The 25,356-nt window shown below is 65.4% G+C and carries 21 protein-coding genes and 4 tRNA genes; 14 read left to right on the top strand and 11 right to left on the bottom strand.

The window, feature by feature from the left end; translation table 11 throughout:
• Positions 1-24: 24 nt before the first annotated feature.
• Entirely contained in the window at positions 25-1,980 is a 1,956-nt protein-coding gene (locus FB460_RS05810; protein WP_142093095.1) for a M13 family metallopeptidase, read from the top strand.
• On the opposite strand, the gene FB460_RS05815 is transcribed toward FB460_RS05810, so the two are convergent.
• From FB460_RS05815 to FB460_RS05825, 3 genes are all read right to left on the bottom strand, one after another.
• Positions 1,967-2,602 (bottom strand): CPBP family intramembrane glutamic endopeptidase, encoded by a 636-nt coding sequence (locus FB460_RS05815; protein WP_142093096.1) that lies wholly within the window; start codon positions 2,600-2,602, stop codon positions 1,967-1,969. The two genes, FB460_RS05810 and FB460_RS05815, sit on opposite strands and share 14 nt — an antisense overlap.
• A gap of 12 nt (positions 2,603-2,614) precedes the next feature.
• Positions 2,615-3,319, bottom strand: a complete 705-nt coding sequence (locus tag FB460_RS05820) for a M50 family metallopeptidase (protein WP_142093097.1) — start codon at positions 3,317-3,319, stop codon at positions 2,615-2,617.
• Between the two features lie 213 nt (positions 3,320-3,532).
• Positions 3,533-3,615, bottom strand: a tRNA-Ser gene (locus tag FB460_RS05825).
• A 111-nt stretch (positions 3,616-3,726) separates the two neighbouring features.
• Between FB460_RS05825 and FB460_RS05830 the strand changes: the two genes are divergently transcribed.
• The gene (locus tag FB460_RS05830) at positions 3,727-4,227 is read left to right on the top strand and encodes a hypothetical protein (RefSeq protein WP_142093098.1); all 501 of its coding nucleotides are present in this window, start codon (positions 3,727-3,729) and stop codon (positions 4,225-4,227) included.
• Here FB460_RS05830 and FB460_RS05835 read toward each other — a convergent pair.
• From FB460_RS05835 to FB460_RS05845, 3 genes are all read right to left on the bottom strand, one after another.
• Complete coding sequence (locus tag FB460_RS05835) at positions 4,177-5,925, bottom strand: arabinofuranosyltransferase AftB family protein (protein ID WP_142093099.1); 1,749 nt, start codon at positions 5,923-5,925, stop codon at positions 4,177-4,179. The genes FB460_RS05830 and FB460_RS05835 overlap by 51 nt on opposite strands.
• A 61-nt stretch (positions 5,926-5,986) precedes the next feature.
• Positions 5,987-6,412 (bottom strand): tRNA adenosine(34) deaminase TadA, encoded by a 426-nt coding sequence (gene tadA / locus FB460_RS05840; protein WP_211345892.1) that lies wholly within the window; start codon positions 6,410-6,412, stop codon positions 5,987-5,989.
• Between the two features lie 52 nt (positions 6,413-6,464).
• The gene (locus FB460_RS05845) at positions 6,465-7,157 is read right to left on the bottom strand and encodes a tRNA adenosine deaminase-associated protein (protein WP_142093101.1); all 693 of its coding nucleotides are present in this window, start codon (positions 7,155-7,157) and stop codon (positions 6,465-6,467) included.
• A gap of 180 nt (positions 7,158-7,337) precedes the next feature.
• Here FB460_RS05845 and upp point away from each other — a divergent pair, with 180 nt between their 5' ends.
• The 4 genes from upp (at position 7,338) to FB460_RS05865 (ending at position 11,434) form a co-directional block, all read left to right on the top strand.
• A complete protein-coding gene (gene upp, locus FB460_RS05850; RefSeq protein WP_142093102.1) occupies positions 7,338-7,979 on the top strand; it encodes a uracil phosphoribosyltransferase in 642 nt (213 codons plus the stop codon).
• Entirely contained in the window at positions 7,951-8,175 is a 225-nt protein-coding gene (locus FB460_RS13180) for a hypothetical protein (protein ID WP_142093103.1), read from the top strand. Before upp ends, FB460_RS13180 begins: the two co-directional genes overlap by 29 nt.
• 31 nt (positions 8,176-8,206) lie before the next feature.
• A complete protein-coding gene (locus FB460_RS05860; protein ID WP_142093104.1) occupies positions 8,207-9,097 on the top strand; it encodes a 1,4-dihydroxy-2-naphthoyl-CoA synthase in 891 nt (296 codons plus the stop codon).
• 1,038 nt (positions 9,098-10,135) lie between these two features.
• The gene (locus tag FB460_RS05865; RefSeq protein WP_142093105.1) at positions 10,136-11,434 is read left to right on the top strand and encodes a DNA polymerase IV; all 1,299 of its coding nucleotides are present in this window, start codon (positions 10,136-10,138) and stop codon (positions 11,432-11,434) included.
• Positions 11,435-11,532: 98 nt separating this feature from the next.
• Here the strand turns inward: FB460_RS05865 and FB460_RS13415 are convergent, their stop codons facing one another.
• Positions 11,533-13,128 carry a serine/threonine-protein kinase gene (locus FB460_RS13415; protein ID WP_211345848.1) on the bottom strand — a complete coding sequence of 532 codons (1,596 nt, stop codon included), beginning with the start codon at positions 13,126-13,128 and terminating at the stop codon, positions 11,533-11,535.
• A 36-nt stretch (positions 13,129-13,164) separates the two neighbouring features.
• Positions 13,165-14,196 (bottom strand): prolipoprotein diacylglyceryl transferase, encoded by a 1,032-nt coding sequence (lgt, locus tag FB460_RS05880; RefSeq protein ID WP_142093106.1) that lies wholly within the window; start codon positions 14,194-14,196, stop codon positions 13,165-13,167.
• Between the two features lie 119 nt (positions 14,197-14,315).
• On the opposite strand from lgt, the gene FB460_RS05885 reads away from it, so the two are divergent.
• Both FB460_RS05885 and FB460_RS05890 read left to right on the top strand, forming a co-directional pair.
• Positions 14,316-16,112: a serine/threonine-protein kinase gene (locus FB460_RS05885; protein WP_142093107.1), complete on the top strand. Its 1,797-nt coding sequence runs from the start codon at positions 14,316-14,318 to the stop codon at positions 16,110-16,112.
• Positions 16,109-17,281, top strand: coding sequence for a glycosyltransferase (locus tag FB460_RS05890; protein ID WP_142093108.1), 1,173 nt, complete (start codon positions 16,109-16,111; stop codon positions 17,279-17,281). Before FB460_RS05885 ends, FB460_RS05890 begins: the two co-directional genes overlap by 4 nt.
• On the opposite strand, the gene FB460_RS05895 is transcribed toward FB460_RS05890, so the two are convergent.
• Positions 17,259-18,344, bottom strand: coding sequence for an inositol-3-phosphate synthase (locus FB460_RS05895; RefSeq protein ID WP_142093109.1), 1,086 nt, complete (start codon positions 18,342-18,344; stop codon positions 17,259-17,261). The genes FB460_RS05890 and FB460_RS05895 overlap by 23 nt on opposite strands.
• Before the next feature lie 109 nt (positions 18,345-18,453).
• Positions 18,454-18,526 (bottom strand) — tRNA-Arg (locus FB460_RS05900).
• Positions 18,527-18,703: 177 nt separating this feature from the next.
• Here FB460_RS05900 and FB460_RS05905 point away from each other — a divergent pair.
• Positions 18,704-20,527: a phosphoenolpyruvate carboxykinase (GTP) gene (locus FB460_RS05905; protein WP_170209962.1), complete on the top strand. Its 1,824-nt coding sequence runs from the start codon at positions 18,704-18,706 to the stop codon at positions 20,525-20,527.
• A 98-nt stretch (positions 20,528-20,625) separates the two neighbouring features.
• Here FB460_RS05905 and FB460_RS05910 read toward each other — a convergent pair.
• Positions 20,626-20,716, bottom strand: a tRNA-Ser gene (locus tag FB460_RS05910).
• Positions 20,717-20,993: 277 nt separating this feature from the next.
• Between FB460_RS05910 and FB460_RS05915 the strand changes: the two genes are divergently transcribed.
• From FB460_RS05915 to FB460_RS05935, 5 genes are all read left to right on the top strand, one after another.
• Complete coding sequence (locus tag FB460_RS05915; RefSeq protein WP_170209963.1) at positions 20,994-22,043, top strand: LCP family protein; 1,050 nt, start codon at positions 20,994-20,996, stop codon at positions 22,041-22,043.
• 13 nt (positions 22,044-22,056) lie between these two features.
• Positions 22,057-23,715 carry an LCP family protein gene (locus tag FB460_RS05920; RefSeq protein WP_170209964.1) on the top strand — a complete coding sequence of 553 codons (1,659 nt, stop codon included), beginning with the start codon at positions 22,057-22,059 and terminating at the stop codon, positions 23,713-23,715.
• Positions 23,716-23,789: 74 nt separating this feature from the next.
• Positions 23,790-23,876: transfer RNA gene (locus FB460_RS05925), tRNA-Ser, on the top strand.
• Position 23,877: 1 nt separating this feature from the next.
• Positions 23,878-24,315, top strand: coding sequence for a hypothetical protein (locus FB460_RS05930; RefSeq protein WP_142093113.1), 438 nt, complete (start codon positions 23,878-23,880; stop codon positions 24,313-24,315).
• Between the two features lie 53 nt (positions 24,316-24,368).
• Positions 24,369-25,331, top strand: a complete 963-nt coding sequence (locus tag FB460_RS05935) for an NAD(P)H-quinone oxidoreductase (RefSeq protein WP_142093389.1) — start codon at positions 24,369-24,371, stop codon at positions 25,329-25,331.
• Positions 25,332-25,356 lie beyond the last annotated feature (25 nt).

The following is a 25,356-nucleotide window of genomic DNA, read 5'->3' on the forward strand; positions in this document are numbered from 1 at the left end:
AACCGGTCGACTAGATTGGGGCGAATGAGCGCACCTGCCTTGGATCCCAGCAATTTCGACACCACGGTCTCGCCGCGTGAGGACCTGTTCCGACATGTCAACGGCACCTGGTTGGCGACGGCATCGATCGATGACGACAAGTCCGGCGCCGGGGCCTTCATCGATCTGCGCGATCAGGCAGAGGTGGCGGTGCGTGAGATCATCACCGGTCTGGTGGAGCGCGACGATCTCACCGACCCCGATGAACGCCGTATCGCGGCGCTCTACCGCTCCTTCATGGACGTGGACCGGATCGAAGAGATGGACGCCGCCCCGCTGCAGCCGTTCCTGGCGGAGATCGACGCCATCGATTCGGTGACTGCACTGGCCCAGCACCTCGGTGCGCGGGGCGCGATGGGGCTGCGTTCGGCGCTGGGATGGTCGGTGGAGGCCGATCCGGGCGACCCGACGCGTCCAGTGCTGTTCCTCGGCCAGGGCGGTCTGGGGCTCCCCGATGAGGCGTATTACCGCGCCGAGGAGCACGCCGAGACGCTCACGGCCTACCGCGAGCATGTGGCCCACACATTCACCCTCGCCGGTTTCGGCGATGCCGAGGCCCGCGCCGATCGCGTCCTGACGCTGGAGACCGCGATCGCGAGCCACCACTGGGACAATGTGACGACCCGTGATCTGGTCAAGATGTACAACCTCCAGACGCTGGAGGCCTTCACCGCCGCCGTCCCGGGGCTGTTGTTCGACGAGATCCTGGCCGGCGCGGGCATCGCTGCCGAGAAGTTCAGCGAGTTCGTCAACTGCCAGCCCAGTTTTTTCACCGGTCTGGCCGAACTGCTCGTCGAGGAGCGTCTCGAACAGTGGCGTGACTGGGCACGTTTCGCGACGATCTCGGGTCTCTCCCCGTACCTCTCGCAGCGTTTCGTGGACGCCCGGTTCGCGTTCTACGGCACCACCCTCTCCGGCACCCCCACCAACCGCGAGCGGTGGAAGCGTGGTGTCGGGCTCGTGGAGGGAGCGCTCGGTGAGGCCGTGGGACGCCTGTACGTGCGGCGTCACTTCACGCCCGAGTCGAAGGCCCGTATGGACGAACTCGTGGCCAACGTGATCGAGGCCTACCGTCTCTCCATCGCCGAACTCGACTGGATGACCGACGCCACTCGCGCCGAGGCCCTGCGCAAGCTCGAGGGGTTCACCCCCAAGATCGGGCATCCGGTGAAGTGGCGTGACTACTCCGGGTTCGAGCCAGGTGATGATGTCGTGGCGAACGTGCTGGCGTCGAACCGCCTCGATGCCGAGTACGAGCTCGGCAAACTCGGCAAGCCCATCGATCGTGATGAGTGGGAGATGACCCCGCAGACGGTCAATGCCTACTACCACCCGCTGCGCAACGAGATCGTGTTCCCCGCAGCGATCCTGCAGCCCCCATTCTTCAACGCCGACGCCGACGACGCCATCAACTACGGCGGCATCGGTGCGGTGATCGCCCATGAGATCGGGCATGGCTTCGACGACAAGGGCTCCACGTGCGACGGGGACGGGCGTCTGCGCGACTGGTGGACAGCCGAGGACCGCGAGGCGTTCGAGGATCGGACCAAGGCGTTGATCGACCAGTTCGCCGTGCTCTCCCCCGCCGGGGCCGACGGGCAGAAGGTGAACGGGGAGCTCACGATCGGCGAGAACATCGGTGACCTCGGCGGATTGGGCATCGCCTACAAGGCGTGGCGTCTGGCCGTGGGTGATTCCGAGCCCGAGCCGATCGATGGGCTGACCGGTGCCCAACGGCTGTTCTTCGGGTGGGCGCAGGTGTGGCGGGGCAAGCGTCGGCCCGAGACGGTGAAGATGCTGCTGGCGGTGGACCCGCACTCCCCCGAGGAGTTCCGCTGCAATCAGATCGCGCGCAACATCGATGCCTTCGCCGATGCGTTCGGCGTCGAACCCGGGGACGGCATGTGGCTGGCTCCCGAGGAGCGCGTCACGATCTGGTGAGGCTCTCGCCCGGGCTCCATGGGGCCCGGGCCAGCAGGGCCACCGCGATGGCCCCGAGCACGATCCAGCCGGCGACGCCGAGGGGCGAGACGATCACGGGGTTGGGCGCAGGGTCCAGCGCGGCAATCATGAAACCGGTGCCGGCAGCGGCGTTGAACATGCCGTGGCCGATGGCAGCCGGCCAGACCGAATCGGTGCGCAGGCGTGCCCATGAGAGCACCGTGCCCAACACGATGCAGCCGACCGACATCACCAGCGGCCCCCACCAGGCGTCGGTCTGGAAATTATGGCCCAGCAACGTCAACGGGGTGTGCCACAGACCCCAGATGACGCCTCCGACGAGCAGCGCCGGCACGCGTCCCAGCCTCATCAGTTCGGGCATCATGTAGCCGCGCCAGCCGATCTCCTCGGCCGCCCCGAGGATTCCGTTGGGCACGAATGCTGCGAGAGGCATCTGAAAGATCGAGATCAGCGCCAGCGCCCACATCGGCATCGGGATCTCCTGCCCCGTGGCGGCCACCTGCTGCTGCAGGAACGGGAAGCTCCAGTCCAAGCGCATGCCCCCGATGAGGGTGGCGACGAACGGCACCACCAGGCAGGCGCCCCACAGGCCGAGCAGCACAGCGGCATGGGCTCAGGACCCCTGCCACACCGTGGCCAGCTGGGGCACGAGCACGCCGAATCCGGCCAGTGCGGTCGCCCATGACACGAACGCGAAGAGGCCCGTCCAGACGGCTGTGGGGACGCCGGTGAGGCGTCTCAGTTGCCCGGGATCGGACGTTGCCCCGGGACGGAGCCCGAGTTCCATCGTGACGCGGGGACCGGACATCAGCAGGACCCACGTGAGCAGGTGCGCCACCCAGGACTGATGCACCGGTTCGAGGTAGTACGTGGCCGCGCCCATCCCCGCCAGGAGAACGAGCATGACGCCCGCCCCGACCAGGTTGCGGATCTGCAGGAGCATCACCAACAGCAATGCCAGGCATCCCCACAGCAGCCCGACCGCGTACCCCTTCGACAGAACCCACGCCGTCAGCAGCCCGAACAATGCCGGGGCCGGGTACCCCGCCAACAGTGTGGCGACCATGCCCGGCCCGCTCGCACGGCCCCGGCTCACGGTCAGCCCCGAGGTGTCGGAGTGGAGCCTGATGCCCTCGAGCCGGCGGCCCACCAACATGGCGACGGTGGCGTGACCACCCTCGTGGACGATCGTGGAGAGCATCCGCGTCCACGGCCATGCGAGCACAACCAGCCCCAGCGCCACGAGCCCGATGAGCGCCTGCTGCTCGGCCCCGGGCACCGGCTGGGTCGCCGTGACCAGACTCCACCATTGCTGCACGCCTCCACTGTGCCCGACTGCTGGGAGCTGTGGCCCACCTTGACGTGGTGCCGTGTCTGCGCGGCGCAACGTCTAGGTGGACTCGGGTCAGGTGTGGGAGGCGCGTCAGTCACCACGTGGGAGAAGCACCGGCTGTGAGACGCGCGGGCATGGGGGCAAGCAGAAAATGAACAAGGCCCGGGCATCCATCCAGATGCCCGGGCCTCGCAGCGGCGGTGACGGCGGGATTTGAACCCGCGGAGGTTTCCCTCACTCGCTTTCGAGGCGAGCACAATCGGCCACTCTGTCACGTCACCGTCGGAGACGATAACGCAGTTAACCCCGTGTTCGCCAATCGGTTGCCATTCGTTGACCGACACCCGGCTGATCAACTGCGCTCGGCAGGCTCATCTGCCTAGGCTGGCGCCGTGTTGAGACGAGCTTTCATGGGGGCAGCCCTCGCCGCAGCAGTGACACCGGTCGCCGCGTGTGGCGGCTGGAGTCAGCACCTGCTGCGAGCAGGGACATTGCAAGCCGCCTTGCGGCAAATCCGGCATCACCGCCCAGCTCTGCTGGGCGGGGTCATCCTCCTGACGATGCCGTCCACCGTGGCCGTGCACATGGCGGCCGAAGAGGACCGCCGATTCGAAACCATGACGTGGACCGATGGCCGGGTCGCCCCCGGCGCCGAGACCGGTGACCTTCCGCCCGAGACCACTTTGTTCGATCTGCTGCGCGACGTGCCGCTCGTCGCCGACATCCAGCACATGGCCCAGCGGCATCTGGGCGAGGAAGGCGTGTTCGCCCCGAGCCTTGCCACCGCGAAGCTGTGGCTCGAGGGCGAACAGATGTTCGTCGACGCCACCCTCGACGGCGTGTCAGCGAGCGTGCTCCTTCGCGTCGATGGAGACACCCTCAACCCCGTCTGAGTCGCACAGCTGCTCCTCCGCCGCGATCGGGTCCCTCGGGATCTGGAGCGTCGTCAGACGCGGTGCCTCCACGACGTTCGACCAGAAAAGCCGCGGTGTCAGCGGATCGCTGATGCCGCGCTGCAGACGGGCGACGTCACCGCATTCCAGCACCCTGCGGGCCGCCTGCACCTGCGGCGAATCATCCGGGGTGGGCGCGGCATACCGCGCGATCCGAAACTCCGCAGGATGGCCCATGTGGCCGACGCGCTCGACCCGCTTGTCGGTGGGCAGCGGCATGCGCGCAGCGAGCGGGTCGGCCAGTCCAAGATTGTCGATGACAATGACCTCGGTCCCGGCGACCACGGACACGATGCCCATCACGTTGTGGGTGTAGACGAGGTCGTAGCCGTCCGCCACCGGCACGCGCCGCCCATCGGCCTCCTGGAAATACCGCTCCCCACGATCCCGGTCCTTGGCCACGGCGAATCCATGCTCGTAGAAGCTGAACCCGGCCCATTCCCAAGGGCGGAGCGTCGAGCCCGAAGGGACCCAGCCGGTGTAGATGAACCGCTCGTCTTGGACTCCATGCCCGTGGAAGCGCTGCGCCTGCACCGTGCCACCGGCGTAGAACGTCCACACCAGCATCGTCGACGTCCCAACCCCGACCCAGCTCCGCAACTCCTCCGCACGGATCGGGATCACCGCCAACGGCAGGATCATCGCAAAGATCGGCGCAAGGAGGAACCGGCCGAACATGAAGTCTCCACCGACCTTGGTGATGTAGACCACGTGGAGCAGCGCCGCACCGATGGTGGCGCCCAGCAGCCAGAATGCCTGCCACCTGCCGTCGCGCACGAGGCGCGCGACCCGCACCACCAGTGCCAGCAGCAGAATGGCGATCGGCACCACAAGGGCGTAGTGACGCACCAGACCCCAGAGGTAGTTGAGCCCGAACGACCACAGGCTCCCATCGGCGTTCTTGGCCAACGCGGTGTTGGGCACCGCTGTGGCGTAGTAGCCCATGCGGAACACCTGATAGGCCACAGGAAGCACCGCCGCCAAGCCGAGGCTCGCGGCCAGACCACGCCACGACCATCGGGACATCACGATCAACGCGCACAGGAACGCCGCCGAGTACAGGGCCGCGTCGGGGCGGACCAGCCACCCCAGACCGAGCACCACCGGCAACCACAGCGGGCGATGGGCCGGCGCCTCGGACCCGATGTGCCCAGCGAGACCGAAGAAGCACACCGCCATCCACAACCAGGTGAGCCCGTTCTCCAGACCACTGGTCGCGAAGTCGGAGAACTGCGTGATGCCCACCATCACCAACAGCCCGAGGGGCAGCGGAAAGGACGAGGCAGCTTCCAGCCCGGCGCGTCGAGCGAATCGCAGCGACCCGAGTGCAGCGACCACCGCCGCGGACACCGCGCAGATCCATCCCAGCACCACCGCGATGACGCTGGGTTCCACCGGAAGGACGGCCGAGGGCAACGCGATCAGCCACAGCCACAGGGTGCTGGTGGCCACCTCCACCCGTTCGCCGGCGTTGAACACCGCTCCGTTGCCGGCCAGCCACTGCTCCACGACACGGATGTTGATGTATCCGTCATCGGTCATCCAGCGGCGGTTCCACGCCACCCATCCGAACATCAGCACCACGGCAGCCACCAGGCCGTGTCGTGGCGTGAATCCCCCCTTGACTGTATCCCCCATGGGCATACGTTAACCAGCAGCAGAGTCCGGTTCTGGGCGAAGTCTTCGGCGTTTCGCCGGCTCACCGACGGAAGAAACGTTGCAGCAGTTCCCCGGATTCTTCGGCGAGGACGCCGGACACCACCTGTGGGCGATGGTTCAGCCGTGGATCACGAACGACGTCGAACAATGACGCAATGGCCCCCGTCTTGGGTTCGAAGGCGCCGAACACGACACGGTCCACGCGCGCGGCCACCAGCGCCCCGGCACACATCGTGCAGGGTTCGAGCGTCACAACCAGTGTGTGACCATGCAGCCGCCACTCCCCCGCCACCTGGGCGGCTTGGCGCAGGGCGAGGATCTCGGCATGGGCCGTGGGGTCACCGGCCAGCTCGCGCTCATTCCCAGCGCGTGCCACCACGGAGTCCGCAGCGTCGAGCACCACGGCTCCGATCGGAACATCACCGTGCTCGGCGGCCAGACGTGCTTGCTCCAAGGCCAGACGCATGGCGGGGTCCCATCGCGTCATCGACACGTTCCGAGGGCCGGCGTCATGCCCGTCAGTCGTCGAGATCGAAGGTGTCCATGACGCGGCGGAACGCCGGGCCCACCTTCATCGCGTCGGCGATGTCGGCCAGCAGATCGTAGGACGCATCGTCGTAGTTGTCGCAGAACTCCTGCATGTCCAGCTCGCTGACGCCAAGGTCGGCCAGCATGTCCAGATCGCCCATGGGTTCGGAGTCATCGTCCTCGGGGTCGGGCCAGTCATCGACGCCCAGGAAGTCCGCCACGTCACGGGCGATCGGCCAGTCGGAGGCAGCCGAGGCATCGGAGAGCACCACCTGCACGTTCTGCCCGCGCACGAGCACCACGATGAAGATCTCCTCGGCCAACGACACAAATCCGGTGGCTCCGGCATCGGCGGGGAGACGGCGCAGCTGGATGATCAGCTCTTCGAGGTCGTTCGCCAGGTCCTTGTTCAGCGCCTGCGCGACGGGTTGGCCATCCTCGCGATGCACCGCGATGACCAGGTCGATGTCCTCGTCGGTCGCGTCCTCCAGATCGTCGTCATCGTCGTCATCGTCGAGATCGTCGTCATCGTCGTCGAGATCGTCGTAGTCATCATCGAAATCGTCGTCGTCATCATCATCGAAGTCGTCGACGTCTTCATAAAGGGCGTCGTCGGCCCGCCCGGACGACGCGCGGCGCGGCAGCTCGAAGGACTCGTATTCCTCGTCAACGAAGTCACTCATTACGTCTCCTGACCCATCCGACTCACCAACCCTGTCACATGGCCAAGAACCTCACATGACATGGACAGCCTAGAGTATCGGTCATGGGTGAGGCACAGGCGACCAGCGTGTACCCGTTCCACGTCACCGGTGGTGAGCGCAGCCGCCCTATCCGCGTTCCGTCCCAGGATTGAGGAAAGCATGGAAGTCATCACCGTCGAGCATCCGCTGATCGCGCACAAGCTCACGAAGCTGAGGGACGTCACCACTGATTCGCCCACGTTCCGGCGTCTGACCGACGAGTTGGTGACGCTGCTCAGCTACGAGGCCACGCGCGACATCCGAGTCACCCAGACCGAGGTGCAGACACCGGTCACACGCATGAACGGCACCGCGCTGACCACGCCGTATCCGTTGATCGTGCCGATCCTCCGCGCAGGTCTGGGCATGTTGGAGGGTGTGACGCGGCTGATGCCGAACGCCGAGGTCGGCTTCGTGGGCATGGCCCGCAACGAGGAGACCCTGGAACCGGTCACCTACGCCGAGCGGTTGCCCCGCGACCTCTCCGGGCGCCAGTGCATCGTGCTGGATCCCATGCTCGCCACGGGCGGCTCTTTGGGCGGCACACTGAACTTCCTTGCATCGCGCGGCGCGGACAGCATCACGGCGATCTGCCTGCTGGCCGCCCCCGAAGGCATCGAGAAGGTACGTCACCTCACCGAAGAACTCGATGTGACCACCCGCTTGGTGGTGGCAGCCGTCGACGAAAGGCTCAACGAGAACGGTTACATCGTCCCGGGCCTCGGCGACGCCGGTGACCGTTTGTACGGCCTCGCGGAGTGACCGGGCCGATCATCGGCTGACCGGGGCCGAACCTGCGCCACCAGTCAGCGGGAACCGACTGTTCCTGCTCATCGTCCTGTGGCGTCGATCTCTTTCGGGCATCGCCACAGCCGGACGCATGCTCATGCTCACCCATGCATCCATGATGCCGCAGGCGCTGGCGTCGTCGCTGACGCGCCGGACGACACATCGGTGAACGCTGAGGGCACAGCGGCTAGCTTGGGAGTGTGACTTTTCATAGCGAGGATTGGGAACCCGTCGAGGGGTTCGACTTCACCGACATCACCTACCACCGCGCCAAGGATGTGCCTGCGGTGCGTATCGCGTTCGACCGCCCGGAGGTGCGCAACGCGTTCCGGCCACACACGGTCGATGAGCTCTGCACCGCCCTCGAGGACGCCCGCACCAGCGGAGACATCGGATGCGTCCTGCTCACCGGCAACGGTCCCTCCCCCAAGGACGGCGGATGGGCCTTCTGCTCCGGCGGCGACCAGCGCATCCGTGGCCGCGACGGCTACCAGTACGCCTCCGGGGAGACCGCCGACAGCGTCGACAAAGCCCGTGCCGGACGCCTCCACATCCTCGAGGCCCAGCGCATCATCCGCTTCATGCCCAAACCGGTGATCGCCATGGTCAACGGTTGGGCCGCAGGCGGCGGGCATTCCCTGCACGTGGTCTGCGATCTCACCCTCGCGAGCGCTGAACACGCGCGCTTCAAACAGACCGATGCCGACGTCGGCTCATTCGACGGCGGTTTCGGCTCGGCCTACCTCGCCCGTCAGGTGGGTCAGAAGTTCGCCCGCGAGATCTTCTTCCTCGGCGAGACCTACGACGCCGCCGAGGGACAGCGCATGGGCACGGTGAACAAGGTCGTCACCCATGACGAGCTGGAGAAGGTGGGCCTGGAATGGGCCGCGAAGATCTGCGGCAAGTCACCGACCGCCCAGCGCATGTTGAAGTACGCCTTCAACGCCATCGACGACGGGCTGGTGGGCCAGCAGATCTTCGCCGGGGAGACCACACGTCTGGCGTACATGACCGATGAAGCCGTGGAAGGCCGTGACTCATTCCTCGAGAAACGAGCCCCTGACTGGTCGGACTTCCCCTACTACTTCTGAACCGAAGCGCCCCGTCCAGAGGCCCCTTCCTCCAAGCCCACGGCCAGAACCTGCGGACCGCGCCCTGAACCGGGGCTGGCCCCTTCCCCCTAGCCCACGGCCAGAACCTGCGGACCGCGCCCTGAACCGGGGCTGGCCCCTTCCCCTTGGCCCACAGCCAGGGCGCCCCGAAGGCCCTTCCCCAGCAGCCTCTTTTCCGGCAGCCCCTTCCCCAGCAATCTCTTTTCCGGCAGCCCCTTCCCCAGCAGGTTCCTGGAGTCAGCTCAGGTGGCCCCAAGACGAGGGGCACCACACATAGAAAAACGTTGCGGTCAGGTTCTGGCCACAATGCCACCCGAAACGTCTTCATCAGACGCAGATGAGGACCCATTCTGACCGCAATGTTTTTCTACATATATGGGGGGTGCTATATACAGGGGCGCCATATATAGGGGTGTCACATATGGGCGGACTCCATATACGGGGCGCCATATACAGGAGGATGTCGCCGATGCGAGCTGAGCGTCATTGAGCCAATTTTCTATACGCAGAGGGGAGATTTCTGCACCCATGGGGATAGCGGGACTTCTGCACCCATGGGGATAGCGGGGCTTCTGCACCCATGGGGATAGCGGGACTCCGAGATCACGCCGAAGATCGCGGTGCCCCCCCCACTCACATGCGCTGAAACCCCGCGCGTGCACTGGACACAACAAGAGCACTGGACACAACAGGAGCACTTGAGCCGCAACCGGATGACACCCGGTCGGATGTTCGCTACCCGCGCACAGCCGCCCCTACGTGTTCCAGCGTGGCCGACGCTCCGTGACGTACGCCCGCAGCAGACGCGACGTCACCCCGCAACACATGCGACGCACAACCTGCAACACACGCGGCACACGCCCCGTAGCAAATGCGACGTACACCCCGCGGCGCGTGTGACGTACAAGTGTCGTACCGCAAGGAGAAGATGCCTTCATGCCACCGCTCACCAACACTCACCGGTCACTCCGCTCACGCATGTCGGCGAATCGACCTCAGCCAGATCGTCTCTGAACAGTGCGTTCCTGGCCATCGATCCTGCATCTCGATCTGGACGCGTTCTTCGCGTCGGTCGAGCAGCGTGACAAACCTTCACTGCGCGGAAAACCGGTGATCGTCGGGGGCATCGGCTCCCGTGGCGTCGTCTCCACCGCGTCATACGAGGCCCGTGAATATGGCGTGCATTCGGCGATGGCCACAGCGGAAGCACGTCGACGCTGCCCTCATGCCGCATACCTCTCAGGGCGTTTCCATGCCTACCGTGAGGCGAGTGAGTCTGTGATGACAGTACTGCGGTCAGTCTCCCCGCTGGTGGAGCCGTTGAGCCTCGACGAAGCCTTCGTCGATCTCGGAGCCAGCTGGTTGATCCCTTCCCCCAGTGACGATGCCACCGTGCTCCAGCTGGCTCAGGAGATCCGTGCTGCGGTCTTCGCCGAGACCCGGCTCACAGCCTCAGTCGGCGTAGGAACCTCGAAGTTCATCGCCAAGCTGGCCACGAACCTCGCCAAACCCGATGGTTGCCACCTCGTACCGGCCGGAACCGAGATCGACCTGTTGGCACCCATGCCCGTGAGTGCCATCCCCGGTGTCGGCCCGGCCACACGTGAACGACTGGACCGTATCGGGATCCGCACCATCGCCGATCTCCAGAACGCCCGCCCCGGAGAATTGCGCCGGGAACTCGGGCAGGCCGCTGCGGCCGGTCTCGTCGAACTCGCGCACGCGCGTGATGACCGCGCCGTCGTGGCACACCGGGATGCCAAATCCATCTCTGTCGAGGACACCTTCGAACACGATGAGACCGACCGGCGCCAGCTCGAGGCGATCTGTGCCCGTGACGCGGGCGAGGTCGCGCATCGACTCGACCGGGCCGGGCTCTTCGCCCGGACGATCACGGTGAAGGTGCGCCTCGCCGACTTCACGACGCTGTCTCGTTCGCACACCCTCGACGGTGCCACCGACAGCCCCGAGTCCATCGCTTCCATCGCACGGCAGCTACTCGACGGGATCGATGTCTCCGACGGCGTCCGTCTGCTCGGTGTCGGTGTCTCCGGTTTCTCGACCACGGCTCAGGAGGAACTGTTCTCCGTCGGAGAGAAGCCGACGTCGACATCAGCGCCGGTGGTGTCGACGCGGGAGCGACGCCGTTCCACGAACTGGCGGCCGGGTGCTGATGTGACCCACGAGATCCATGGGCCGGGCTGGGTGTGGGGGTCGGGACGCAAGGTGGTCACCGTCAGGTTCGAGACCGCAGACACCGGTCCGGGGCCGGTGCGATCATTCGCCATCGACGACCCGCAACTCCACCTGGTCTGAACCGCCACCGGTGACGGTGATCGTACTCAGTGCGGATTCCGTCCAGACCGGCCGCCCCAGGGCTTGCCAACGATCACCCAGGGCCTGCCAACGACCGCTCAGAGCTTGTCGACGATCTTGTCGGCCTCCTTGGCGGTCAGGTCACCGGAGAACCGCATGGACTCGACCTCGAGACGAAACTGCGCGAGGCCCGCAGTGGTCATCTCGCGCTCGTCCAGGGCCCCCTGGAGCTGCTCTCGGGCCGAGGAGTTCTCGACCTTGGAGATCTCCTCGGCGATCTTCTTCCGCTGCTTGCTCTGGTCTTTGGTCTCGTTCGACGTCGAACCCTGTCCGTCACCTTCACTCTGGCCGGAACCATCGCCGTTCCCCGAGCCATCGCCCTGACCCGATCCGTCTCCCTCACCGGATCCGTCACCCTCACCAGAGCCGTCACCCTCACCTGAACCGTCGCCCTCACCGGAGCCGTCACCTTGACCCGGAAGCTTCGGAAACTCGGTCGGGAACGGGTTCTTCGGCCCTTCGTCGGTCGGTTCCTCAGTGGGTTCTTGGGTGGGTTCGGTGTCGGTCGGCTCCTGCGTCGGTTCACCCTGCGGCTCGTCGGTGGGTTCTTGGGATGCGCTCGGGGACGCCGTGTCACCGGGCTCGAGAGGACTCTTCCCATCTCGCCCCATGAGGAGCCACGCACCCAGGCCCAACAGCAACAGCACGAGCAGCAGGGCGACCACCCAGCCCGCTCCGCCTCGACGACGAGGTCGATCGTCATAGGGTTCCAGTTCGTCGAAGTCGTCCTCCTCGACCTCCACGTACTCCTCTTCCGGCGCAGCTGCAGGCATGACTCTCGTCTGCTGCGCTGTCGTGGCCGGCATCAGCATCGTGGCCGCATCGGGATCGACACGCAGCGCCTTGATCTGTTGCAGGATCGCTGGGCCGTCCGGACGCTGCTGCGGTTCCTTCGCGAGCAGGCGGTCGATGAGGTCATCCAAAGCAGGCGGGACGCCGGTGCGCAACTGCGATGCACGCGGTGGATCGGCATTGATCTGCTGCTGCGCGACCGCAATCGCCTCACCTCGGAACGGTGGCGTGCCAGTCAACGCTGCCATCAACAGACATCCCAGCGCATACCAGTCAGACTTCTCGGTGGCCTGTTTGCCCATCGCCTGTTCAGGCGACATATAGGCCGCCGTGCCCATGGCCGTGGCAGGCGCGGTGAGCGCTGCTCCGTGTTGTTGGCCGAGCTGGGCGATACCGAAGTCGACGATCTTGACCGTGCCATCGTGGAACATGACGTTCCCGGGCTTGATGTCGCGGTGGATCACGCCGACCTTGTGCGCAGCCATGAGGCCCTGGGTGACGCCGAACGCCACTTCCAAGGTCTCGGGAACCGACAGATGGTCCTCGGCCCTGATGCGTTCTGCAAGGCTGGGCCCGGTCAGCTTCTCCATGACGATGTAGGCGTCCTCGGCGTCGAAGCCAGCGTCGTAGATGCTGACCACGTGCGGATCGGACAGCCCTGCTGTGGCCACCGCTTCCCGACGGAATCGTTCAAGGGTCGTGGCATCGGAATCACTCGATTCCACCAGTTTGATCGCCACGTCTCGTTCCAGGCGCGTGTCCCGCGCCGTGAAGACCTGCCCCATGCCACCTTCACCAAGGCGGTCCAGGACGTCGTAGCGATTCGCGATGTTTCGAGCCATGGGGGCAATGATGACACGGCACCCCACGTGTCCTGCTCAACCGCCGGAGCGTTCCTCCATGTCACTTTCTGCTTCCTTGCTTCCAGAAGCGGCTTCCTCCGTGGGCGTCGGTTCTGCCACGAGTTCTCCGTCCACACCGCCGTTCGACTCCTCGGAAGTCGCGGAGTCGTTCTCCACCTCGGGCTCACCTCCGGCTTCGGGCGCATCACCGTCGGCATCCTGTTCCTCGATGGCTCGGTCCGATACGCCGCTCGGGGCGTGCACGCCACGGCGTCGGGACACCGCCCATAGGAGGAGCCCGGCCATCACCATCGGGATACTGAGCCACTGCCCCATACTCAGGTTGAAGCTGAGCAGGCCGAGGAAGTCGTCGGGTTCCCGGAAGAACTCGGCGATGAACCGGAACAGTCCATAGCCAACGAGGAAGAACGCAGATACCTCACCCAGCGCGCGCTCACGACGTGCGTAGGCCCACAGAAGGACGAAGAGCAGCAGCCCCTCGAGCGCGAACTGGTAGAGCTGTGAGGGGTGTCGCGGCGTGGAATCCGCCATGGGGAAGATCATCCCCCAGGGCACGGCGGTGGGGCGGCCCCACAGTTCACCGTTGATGAAGTTGCCGATGCGCCCCGCTGCGAGGCCAAGGGGGACAGCGGGCACCAGGAGGTCGGTGACTTCCAGGAACGGGCGCTTGGCTCGCAACGCGAACATCAGCAGAGCCAGGGTCACGCCGATCGCGCCACCGTGAAAGCTCATCCCCCCTTCCCAGAGGAAGAACATCTCCAGCGGATACGTCAGGTAATGACCGGGCTGATAGAACAGGCAGTAGCCGAGCCGACCGCCGACCATGACTCCCACAATGCTGGCGATGAGGAGATTTTCAACGTCGTCGCCGACCCAGGGTCGTGGTTTCGAGATGCGATCGAAGGGCGGGTGATGCAGCCGCCTACGCAACAGCACGTAAGCGATCACGAACCCGAGCAGGTACATCAGCGCATACCAGTGAATCTGCAGGGGGCCGAGGCGAACAGCCACGGGGTCCCAACCGGGATGGGTCAAAGTCAACGGCACGAGGCCAGTGTGCCAACTGCGACGCGGGACCGCGACACGCTCCGCCGGCGCCAAGCCCTTCCGAACGGCGGTATCAGCCCGCGAACATGCGACACTGGACCGCGTGACCAGGGAGGACCATGACTGACGACGCGTGCGAGGAGCTTGGCATCCCCGACATCTCCGAGGCCCGTCAGATCGGCTCGGGGGCCTTCGGTCGCGTCTACCGAGCGCGGCAGAATTCACTGGATCGCATCGTCGCGGTGAAAGTCCTGGCCAATGTCGAACTCGACGAGGAGACCACGCGCCGGTTCGACCGTGAGGGCAAGGCCATCGGGCGGCTGTCGGGGCACCCGAACATCGTCGATGTCTATTCCCAGGGCGCCACAGAGGACAACAAGCCCTACCTGATGATGGAGTTCTGCCCCGGCGGTTCATACGGTGATCAGATCCGTCGTGAAGGTTCTCTGACGTGGCGCGAGGCCACCGAGGTGGTGATAACCACTGCCGGAGCGCTCGAGACCGCGCATCGAGCAGGCATCCTGCACCGTGACATCAAACCCGACAACATCCTGATCGACGACTACGGCATCCCCCGACTCGCCGATTTCGGGATCGCCCGTATGTCGAAGTCCGCCGATCTCACCGCGACCGGAACCCTCACCGGTTCACCGGCGCACATGCCACCTGAGCTGATTGCGGGGGAATCCGCCACCACCGCCAGTGATGTCTATTCCTTGGCCTCGACACTGTTCACCCTGATCGCCGGACGCCCGGCGTTCGTCCGCGACACCGACGAGTCGATCGTCCCGCTCCTGCAGCGGATCAGCTTCGAACCCGCGCCCCGGCTCGAGGAGTGGGGCGTTCCGCGTCCCGTCGCCGATGTGGTCGCCCGCGCACTCTCCAAGGAACCGGCGGAACGGCCCGGCACGTGCGAGGCATTCGGCAACGAACTCAACCATGCACGGGCTGCTTCCGGCATCGAACAGGTTCCGATGAAGATCCACGGTGATCGCCCCCTGGATCCAGAGGCGACGCGCGATGTCGCCATGGCCCCTTGGAATTCCTCCGGCGATCTCGCCCCGGCCCAGCACTCCGGCCCGGTATCCTCCGGTCCCTCCGCGAGTTCAGTGCACAGCGCTCCTGCACCGTGGTCTACACCCCCCACCTTCGCCGCTCCGACGCCCGTGCCCCAATTGCGGAGCCAGCCGGGGCACATGTCGATGCCGCAGGGCCAATTCGGCCCCATGCAACCAGCACATCCTGCCCTAGGCACATCCTCGGTCACTGGGCAGTCCTCATTCGTCGGCGGCCCGGTATCACATGGTCGCAGCCGGCGCCCCCTGATGATCTCCCTGGCCGCGGCAGCGTTCGTGGTGGTGCTGATCGTGGCGTTGGCCGCAACGCTCGGTGGCAAGGAGAAACCCACCGTCGACCATGGCGCGACCGGGCTTCTCGTGGACGGCGGAAGCGTTTCGGGCGACTGGGTGCCCAAGAACACCACGAAGATGGATATCGTCGAGACCCCGTGCGGCACGGTGAGCTCGCCCTACAGTCGTATCGAGGAACAGGGCTACGTCGAGAACGGGCGGTCCATTCCCCGATGGTCATCGCTCGGCGCCACGGCCACGAGTGAGTCCGCCGCGCAACAGGGCTTCACCGAATGGTCCGAAGCGTTCGCAGACTGCGCAGGAACAGATATGCCCGACGAAGTCACGGAGGCCCCTCTCCCCGACCTCCCCTGTGACTGCTCCGACAGTGCGGCCTTCACCTACCGCGAAGGTGGTGTCGAGACCCACGTCGGACTCGTGCGCAAGGGTGATGCGCTGGCAGGAGTCCAGTTGCAGAGCAGCGTCGGTGCCGCCACCCAGCATTCCGATGCCGTGTTCCAGGATCTGATGTCCGAAGCCGCCAGACGCGCCGAGGCCGTTGGGTGAGTTCATTCCTCGTCCTGTGCCTGCACTCATCGCCGTGGTCACAGCCGGGCATCGGCGACGCCGGGGGCATGAACGTCTACGTCCGGCACACCTGCGATGAGCTGGTGAAGGCCGGCCACGATGTCACGTGTGTGACATTGCCTCGCTCCGGGGAGGTTCCGCTTCCCGGGCCGATGCCGCGGTGGCTCCATGTACTGGATCTTCCACTGGCCGAGGTCGGCAAGGGCTCCCTGCCGGAGCACTTCGACTCCATAACCGAAGCCGTTGCCCCCTTCGCCAAGGATGCCGACGCGGTGTTGGCCCACTACTGGATCTCCGCCGAGGTCGGTCGACGCATCGCTGCGGAGCGTCTGACCACCATGTTCCACACCACCGGGGCCGCCAAGAACGCATCCTCCGGCCCGGGTGAACGCCCCGAACCGGCCCATCGGGTCGAGGCCGAGCGACGCGCAGCGCAGGCGTCCAGGGCCGTCCTCGTCAACACCCCGGGTGAGGGCCAGGAAACTGCCCGCTTGTTGAATGTCCCGCTCGACCGGTTCCAGGTGGCTGCGCCGGGCATCGACCACACCGTGTACCACCCCGGTGACACCGGAAAACCGAGCGATGTCGATACTCGCCGGGGCCGCGACGAGATCGTGGTCGGACTGGCAGGCCGGCTGCAGCCGCTCAAGGGGCCGCAGATCCTGCTGGAGGCCCTGCGAATCGATGCAGAGTCCCTGACTCCGGGCGAACGACCGCTGCGAGCGTGGATCATCGGCGACGGACCACCTGGTTTCATGGCCGAGCTCCGAGCGTCCGCTCCAGAGCGGGTCGACTTCCTTGGCCGGCTCGATTCGAACGGGCTCGCCGATCGCATGCGTGACGCCGACCTGTGGGCCGTTCCGTCATCATCGGAGACGTTCGGACTCGTTGCGGCAGAAGCCCAAGCCTGTGGGACGCCGGTGATCGCCACCGATGTCGGAGGTCTTCCGCACGCGGTCGGTGGTGGATGGCTGGTGCCGGATCGCGATCCGGCCTCCTGGGCCCGGACGCTGCGGTTTGCCGCGTCGTCAACCGATGAGCGAGCACGCCGAGCTCAGGCGGCGGTGGAGCACGTCCGTGAACTCACATGGCCCAACACCGCACGCCGAATCGCCGAGGTGTTGCTCAGCGCTCGATCTCGCCTCTGATGAACGCCTCGAGGTTCGCTCGAGCGGTCTCGTCGTCGAACTGCTGTGGCGGCGACTTCATGAAGTAGGACGACGCGGAGGTCAACGGTCCCCCGACCCCACGGTCCAGACCGATCTTGGCCGCACGGATGGCGTCGATGATCACCCCGGCAGAGTTCGGCGAGTCATGCACTTCGAGCTTGTACTCGAGGCTGATCGGAGCATTGCCGAACCCGTGGCCCTCGAGCCGCACGAACGCGAACTTGCGGTCCTCGAGCCACCCCACGTAGTCCGAGGGGCCGATGTGCACATCGGCACCGGCGAGCTCGCGAGGGATGTTGGAGGTGACCGCCTGGGTCTTCGAGATCTTCTTGGACTCCAGCCGTTCACGCTCGAGCATGTTCTGGAAGTCCATGTTGCCGCCGACGTTGAGCTGGTAGGTGCGGTCGAGCACATACCCGCGGTCTTCGAGGAGCTTGGCGAGCACGCGGTGCGTGATGGTGGCGCCGACCTGCGATTTGATGTCGTCGCCGACGATCGGCAGACCAGCAGCGGTGAATTTGTCGGCCCATTCCTTCGTTCCGGCGATGAACACCGGCAGAGCGTTCACAAAAGCGCATCCCGCATCGAGGGCGGCCTGCGCGTAGAAACGGTCGGCCTCCTCCGAACCCACGGGGAGATAGGAGACCAGGACATCGACCTGTGCATCACGGAGCGCCTGCGCCACGTCGATGGGTTCGGCCTCGGATTCGGTGACGGCTTCGCGGTAGTACTGACCCAGGCCATCGAGCGTCTGCCCCCGCTGGACCGGGACACCGAGGTGTGGAACGTCCGAGAACTTGATCGTGTTGTTGTGGGAGGCCCAGATGGCCTCCGAAAGATCCTTGCCAACCTTCTCGGCATCCACATCGAAGGCAGCGACGAATTCCACGTCGCCGACGTGATAGCCACCCAACACGACATTCATGAGGCCGGGGATCGACTCCTGCGGATCGGCGTCGCCATAGAACTGGACCCCCTGGATCAGGGATGACGCACAGTTGCCCACTCCGGCAATGGCGACTCGAATGGATTGCTCGCTCACGACTCTCCTTCGTCTCAGGCCTCGCCGGCCACCGCGCCTCCAGATGACACCGTTGACCCGGCGTCGCCTGAACGCAGCGAAGCCCGAGCCTCGGCTCGGGCTTCTGTCGCGCGCCCGGAGGGATTCGAACCCCCAACCTTCTGATCCGTAGTCAGATGCTCTATCCGTTAAGCTACGGGCGCATTGGTCAACGACCGAGGACAAAATATACGCACTCGCTCCCCCTTGACGCAAATCGCCTCACCCTCCCCCGTGACAGACCTCACAGGAACAGCTGGCCGCAATGGAGCAGACCAGCGCACCAACAGGGCTACCATCGGACCACTGTCGAACTGGTACCAACGCAGGAGAACAACGACGTGACTTCTACAGTTCAGGCCCCCACGGCCCACGAGGCCGTGCTCGCATGGGTTGAGCAGACCGCTGCCATGACGAAACCGGACGCGATCCGATGGTGCGACGGGTCGGAGGCCGAGTGGAAGGAGCTCTCGAGCAGGCTTGTGAGCTCTGGCGCGCTGGTCCCTCTCAACGAGGAGACCAAGCCCAATTCCTTCTACGCCCGCAGCCTTCCGTCAGATGTGGCCCGTGTCGAGGATCAGACGTTCATCTGCACCAAGACCGAGCGCGGCGCCGGGCACACCAACAACTGGGCCGATCCTGTGGAGATGAAGCAGACGATGTCTGCTCTCTACGACGGCTGCATGAAGGGCCGCACGATGTACGTGATCCCCTTCTGCATGGGCCCGCTCGACGCCGAGGATCCGAAGTTCGGCATCGAAATCACCGACTCGGAGTACGTCGTGCTCTCCATGCGCATCATGACGCGCATGGGCCAGGCCGCCCTCGACGCCTTGGGCACCGATGGCGATTTCGTGAAATGCGTTCATTCGGTGGGGGCTCCGCTGGCCGAGGGCGAGCAGGACGTGCCGTGGCCATGCAATGACACCAAATACATCTCGCACTTCCCCGAGACCCGCGAGATCTGGTCGTTCGGGTCGGGCTACGGAGGCAATGCCCTGCTCGGCAAGAAGTGCTACGCACTGCGCATCGCGTCAGCCATGGCCCACGACGAGGGCTGGCTGGCCGAGCACATGTTGATCCTCCGCCTCACGTCCCCCGAGGGGAAGACCTACACGATCTGCGCGGCCTTCCCGAGCGCCTGCGGCAAGACGAACCTGGCCATGCTCGAACCCACCCTTCCGGGATGGAAGGTCGAGACCTGCGGCGATGACATCGCCTGGATGCGCTTCGGCGAGGACGGACGCCTGTACGCGGTGAATCCCGAATACGGGTTCTTCGGCGTCGCACCTGGAACGGGATGGGACACCAACCCCAACGCGATGCGCACGATCGAGAAGGGCAACTCGATCTTCACCAATGTCGCCCTCACCGACCACGGCGATGTGTGGTGGGAAGGCATGACGAAGGTCAAACCCAAGCACCTCACCGATTGGAAGGGCCGTTCCTGGACGCCCGACGAGGGTCCCGTGGGCGGCGAGCCGGAAGAGAAGGCAGCGCACCCGAACAGTCGTTTCTGCACTCCCATCACGCAGTGTCCGATCCTGTCCGACGAGTTCGACTCCCCCACCGGCGTTCCCGTGGACGTCATCCTCTTCGGTGGTCGCCGCGCCAGCACGATTCCGCTGGTCGCCGAGGCACGTGACTGGAATCACGGCGTGTTCATGGGCGCGACCTGTTCGTCGGAGACCACTGCAGCGGCAACGGGCAAGGTGGGCGTCGTGCGCCGGGACCCCATGGCGATGCTGCCGTTCATCGGGTACAACGCCGGCGACTACCTCAAGCACTGGGTCAAGATGGGCGAGAAGGGCGGCGACAAGATGCCGCGCGTGTTCTACGTCAACTGGTTCCGCCGCGGCGACGACGGCTCGTTCCTGTGGCCGGGGTTCGGAGAGAACAGCCGCGTTCTCAAGTGGATCTGCGAGCGCCTCGAAGGCCGGGTCGAGGCGACCGAGACGCCCGCCGGCGCCATCCCCACCGAGGACGGACTCGACCTCTCGGGCCTGGACGTCAAGGGTGACGACATCGCAGAAGCCACCGCCTTCAAGGCCGATGAATGGCGCGCCGAGATCCCACTGATCCAAGAATGGCTGGACTCGTTCGGCGAGGATCTCCCAACCGAGGTCGCCGCCGAGTTCGACAAACTGAAGGACGCTCTGGCCTGACCTGACCGGGCCCGCAATGGGCCCAAGACGAAAAGAATCCGAAACGAAAAAGACTTGGGCCGCAGCATCGGAGGCGATGCTGCGGCCCAAGCCATACGCGGAGGTGGCGGGATTTGAACCCGCGAGAGGGGTTAAGACCTCAACCCGCTTAGCAGGCGGGCGCCATAGACCTGACTAGGCGACACCTCCCCAGCCACACGAGCACAAGCACCCGAAGCAGCCAGCGGTTAACTGTAACCGAGCCCCGCTGGCACGGCAACCGAATCGTTTCACCCACACGGGCAACACACTCCGACCATGGTCTTACTCCGACCGGGCAGGCATGGCCCGGGGTCCGAATGTTCGCAAAACTCCGCAGAGATGGTCGCAACGGCCGAAGATCGCTGTCCATTGCGGGTTATCCTGCGATGCAGACTCCACACAGAATGTGACGAGCTCCGTTCCGGGGCTGGGGGAAGGGGATTCCATGGCGAAGCGCATGGCCACCGACGAGGATGACGAGAAACTCTCGCTCTTCGACGATGACGGCTTCGACGGCACGGACGACGACAAGCGACGCCGTGGCGCGCGCAGGCCACTGGTCATCATCGGGGCGCTGTTCCTGGTGCTGGTCCTCGGCGGCGTCGCCGTCGCCGGGTGGTACCTCTCCCGCGTCAACACTGCGCTCGACGACATCGAGCGCGGGCCGCAGCTGCCCACCAACTACCCAGGGCAGCCCGAGCGCGCCGATGACTACGAGGCCCAGAACATCGTTCTCATGGGCAGCGACGACCGCTACGACGGCGGCGGCGGACGCTCGGACTCCCTCATCGTGCTGCACCTCTCCGGTGACGGCGAGAGCGCTTACCTGGTCTCGTTCCCCCGCGATCTGTGGGTGCCCATCCCCGATCACGGCACTGCGAAGATCAATGCTGCCTACGCCTACGGTGGCCCGCAGCTCACCGTCAAGACGATGGAGCAGCTGCTTGATACCCGTATCGACCACACTGCGGAGATCGACTTCGCCGGTTTCATCGCCCTCACCGACACGCTCGGCGGCGTCACGGTGAACAACAAGGTGGAATCGTCGTGGAAGGAATACCACTTCCCTCGCGGTGAGCTGACCTTGAAGGACGGCAAGGAAGCCCTCGTCTATGTGCGCCAGCGAAAAGAGCTGCCCAATGGTGATCTCGATCGTGCTGAACGCCAGCGTGCGGTGATCAAGGCGATCATCTCCAAGGCTGCCTCCCCCGAGACGCTCACCAACCCGGGCAAGTTCAGCTCGATGGTCGGCGACATGAGCCGCCACATCACCGTCGACGAGACCCTGACCACCGAACAGATCCGATCGCTGGCCCTGGATTCCAAGATCCGCAGCGGTTCACAGATCAAGTCGTTGCAAGCCCCCATCACCGGGTTCGAGATGTCGTCCGATGGCCAGTCCATCGCCGTGGTTGACGAGCCCGCAATGGCTGAACTGGCAAAGGCCCTGCAGAACGACACGATGGACGAGTACGCAAAGAAGCACCCGAACTGATCCGAGGTCACCTGTGAAGTCATCCCGCACCCTCGGGAGTTGGAACGAGAAGCTGCGGAAGGTCCGCGGCGCCGGCTCCAAGAATGTTCCCGGCGACCCTCGCGAGAGTTTCACGGCCGGATCACTCTGGACGGCCGTGGGCACGTATGTGCCGGGATCGGGCCTGATCAAGGGCGGACGCCGCATGCTCGCCGGCACCGTGGCCTTCGGGCTGTTCCTCATCACGCTGTTGACGCTCAGCGTCTGGGCACTCGTCGACACCCGTTCTCTCCTGCACCTGGCGGTGAATGCGGGGTTCCTCAAGGCGATGGTCGTGGTGCTGCCGCTGCTGACCCTCGGTTGGCTCTGGTTGATCGTGCAGACCCATCTCGACCTGAAGCCACGTGGTGTGCTCACCTCCGCGCAGCGGGGCATCTCCACAGCGCTGGTCGTGGCTCTGAGCTTCAGCATCGCTGCCCCCATGGCCGTGGCCTCCCGTTATGCATTCGATCAATCCCGGTGGCTCGACACGATCTTTCGTGACGGCAACACCATCCGCTCCGGCACGGCCCCGGATGTGAACCCCTCCGACCCGTGGAAGAACAAGCCGCGCGTCAACATCCTGTTGCTCGGCGGCGATGCGGGCCCCGACCGCGAGGGATCCCGCATGGACACGATCGTGCTGGCGAGCATCGACACACAGACAGGAGACACCGTGCTCCTGCAGATCCCGCGGAACGCCGCCAACGCTCCGTTCCCGAAGGACTCCCCCCTCTCCGAGTACTACCCCGAAGGGTTCTCGAGCGGTTGGTCCGATGACCCGCAATACATGTTCAACAACGTGTACGACGGGGTCCCCGACAGTGTGCCCGCCGATGTGCTGGGGCCCACCGATGACCTCGGTGCGGACGCCATGAAACTCGCTGTCGGTGCTGCGACGGGCCAGCAGGTCGACTATTACGCCATGGTGGATCTCGCCGGCTTCAGCAAGTTGATCAACGCCCTCGGCGGTGTGACTGTCAACATCAACACCTGGGTGGCGATGGGCGGCGATTCGGACGCGGGCATCCCCCCGTCCAAGTGGATGAAGCCCGGAGCCAATCAGCATCTCAACGGCACCGAGGCGCTCTGGTTCGCGCGCGGGCGCTACGGCTCCAATGACTTCCAGCGCATGGACCGTCAGCGTTGTGTCATCGAGGCCGCCATCGAGCAGGCCAATCCCGGCAACATGCTCGCGCGTTACGAGGACATCGCCCGCCAGTCCAAGGACATCATCAAGACCGACATGCCCGCCGAGATCCTCCCCGCCCTGGTGGATCTGGGCCTCCGCGTGAAGGACGGGCAGCGAGACAGCATCGTGCTCCGCAACGATGAACACGGGTTCTGGTCCGGTGATCCGGATTGGGCTCTCGTCCGGGCTCGGATGGAGAAAGCAATCGAGGATCAGAAGCCCAAGACCCCGGAACCGAAGCCTTCCGAGAAGCCGAACGATGAGCCACCGGCCGATCCGCCGCCGGGTGAGCAGCCTCCCGAGCAGACGCCGGAAGTACAGCCGACGACCGCGGCCCCGCCTCCGGACACCGGGGAACCGGAACAGCCTCTCCCGCCGGTGGCTCCGCCGGAGGACCTCCGCACGTCCTGCGAGTTCCAGCCCGAGGTCGCCAAGGAAGAACTGGCCAATCCACCCTTCTGACGTGCCGAACCCATGAAACTGACTCATACCGCGTGAACGGCTAGACTGGCTGGCCGCAGCAGTTCATCCTGCTGGGCGAGATCGCATAGTGGACTAGTGCAGCCGCCTTGAAAGCGGCCGAGCGGGCAACCGTTCCGTGGGTTCGAATCCCACTCTCGCCGCGTGAAGAGCAGCACGTATCTGCTGCGCCCGGTCCCACCGGTGCGCGCTTTCCTGACCGCATCGGCTTTGTGCATCACCGGTGCCGTCCTGATCGTGCTGGCCACCGACAACGCATGGCACTGGATCGTCACGGTTCTGGGTGTGTTGTTGGTGACGCTCGGCGTCGCCCTCACCGTGTTGGGCGTCATCGCGTTGTACCGCCTGCGGGTCCGAGCCGTGTTCGATGCCACCGGTTACAACATCCGGTCCCAGCGCGGGCAGGTCGACGGCACATGGATCGATGTCACCCGCGTGACACTCTCCGGACCGCGACTGGTCATCGAGCGTCGCGAAGGGGAGGACCACCAGGTGCTGACGCCGATGGGCGACCGTGATCCGTTGGCCGAGGAGATGCTGCAGGACATGTCGCATCGCCTGCACAACCGTTACGGCCTGTGACACCACCCCGCGTGGCTGTTTCGTCGCGCCGTTAGTCTCGGAGCATGGCAACCATGCGAGTCATTCGAGCTGATGGGGCAGGTGGCCCCGAGGTCCTGGTCGTCCACGAGGTGCCTCGTCCCGAGGCGAAGGCCGGTGAGGTGCTCATCGAGGTGACCGCGGCCGGGATGAACCGCGGTGACGTCATGCAACGACACGGCCATTACCCCCCTCCCGAAGGCGTCACCGACGTGCTGGGGCTGGAGGTGTCGGGCACGATCGCCGAGGTTGGCGACGGCGTCGAGGGCTGGTCGCCGGGAGACGAATGCGTGGCCCTGTTGGCCGGAGGCGGTTACGCTGAATACGTCGCCGTGGATGCACGTCAGGTCATTCGACCACCCCGCGGCATGGATCTGGTCACCGCCGGCGGTTTCATCGAGGTGGCCGCCACGGTCATCTCGAACCTCGATCTCGCGGAGCTCACTTCGGGCGAGACATTCCTCGTGCACGGTGGCGCGGGAGGTATCGGATCCTTCGCCATCCAGTACGCCAAGTCGCTGGGCGCGAAGGTCGTGGCCACCGCCGGGCAGCCGCAAAAACTCGATCTCTGCCGTGAGCTCGGTGCCGATGTGGCCGTCTCGTACCACGATGACTGGGCCGCAGCGGTCAAGGATCTCGGCGGCGTCGACGTCATCCTGGACTCCATCGGCGCGAAGTACCTCGATGCCCATGTGTCCCTGCTGAAACGTGATGGGCGGATGGTCACCATCGGTCTGCAGAAGGGGCGCCGCGCCGAACTCGATCTCGGACTGCTTCTGGGCAAGCGCGGGACGCTGATGGCGACGACGCTGCGCAGCCGTTCGGCCGAGGAGAAGGCGGAGATCCTCGCGCGAGTGGCGGAGGTGACCCAGGAGGGTTTCGCCAACGGTGTGTTCCGCTGCGTCCCGGTGCGTGAATTCGCGCTCGATGATGTGCGGGCCGCCCACGAGTTCTTCGATTCCGGTGACCACACGGGCAAACTCGTGCTCCGCCCCTGAGCGTCCGCTGCATTTGAGCACGGCC

This window comes from Propioniferax innocua, assembly GCF_006716235.1.
Classification (GTDB): Bacteria; Actinomycetota; Actinomycetes; order Propionibacteriales; family Propionibacteriaceae; genus Propioniferax; species Propioniferax innocua.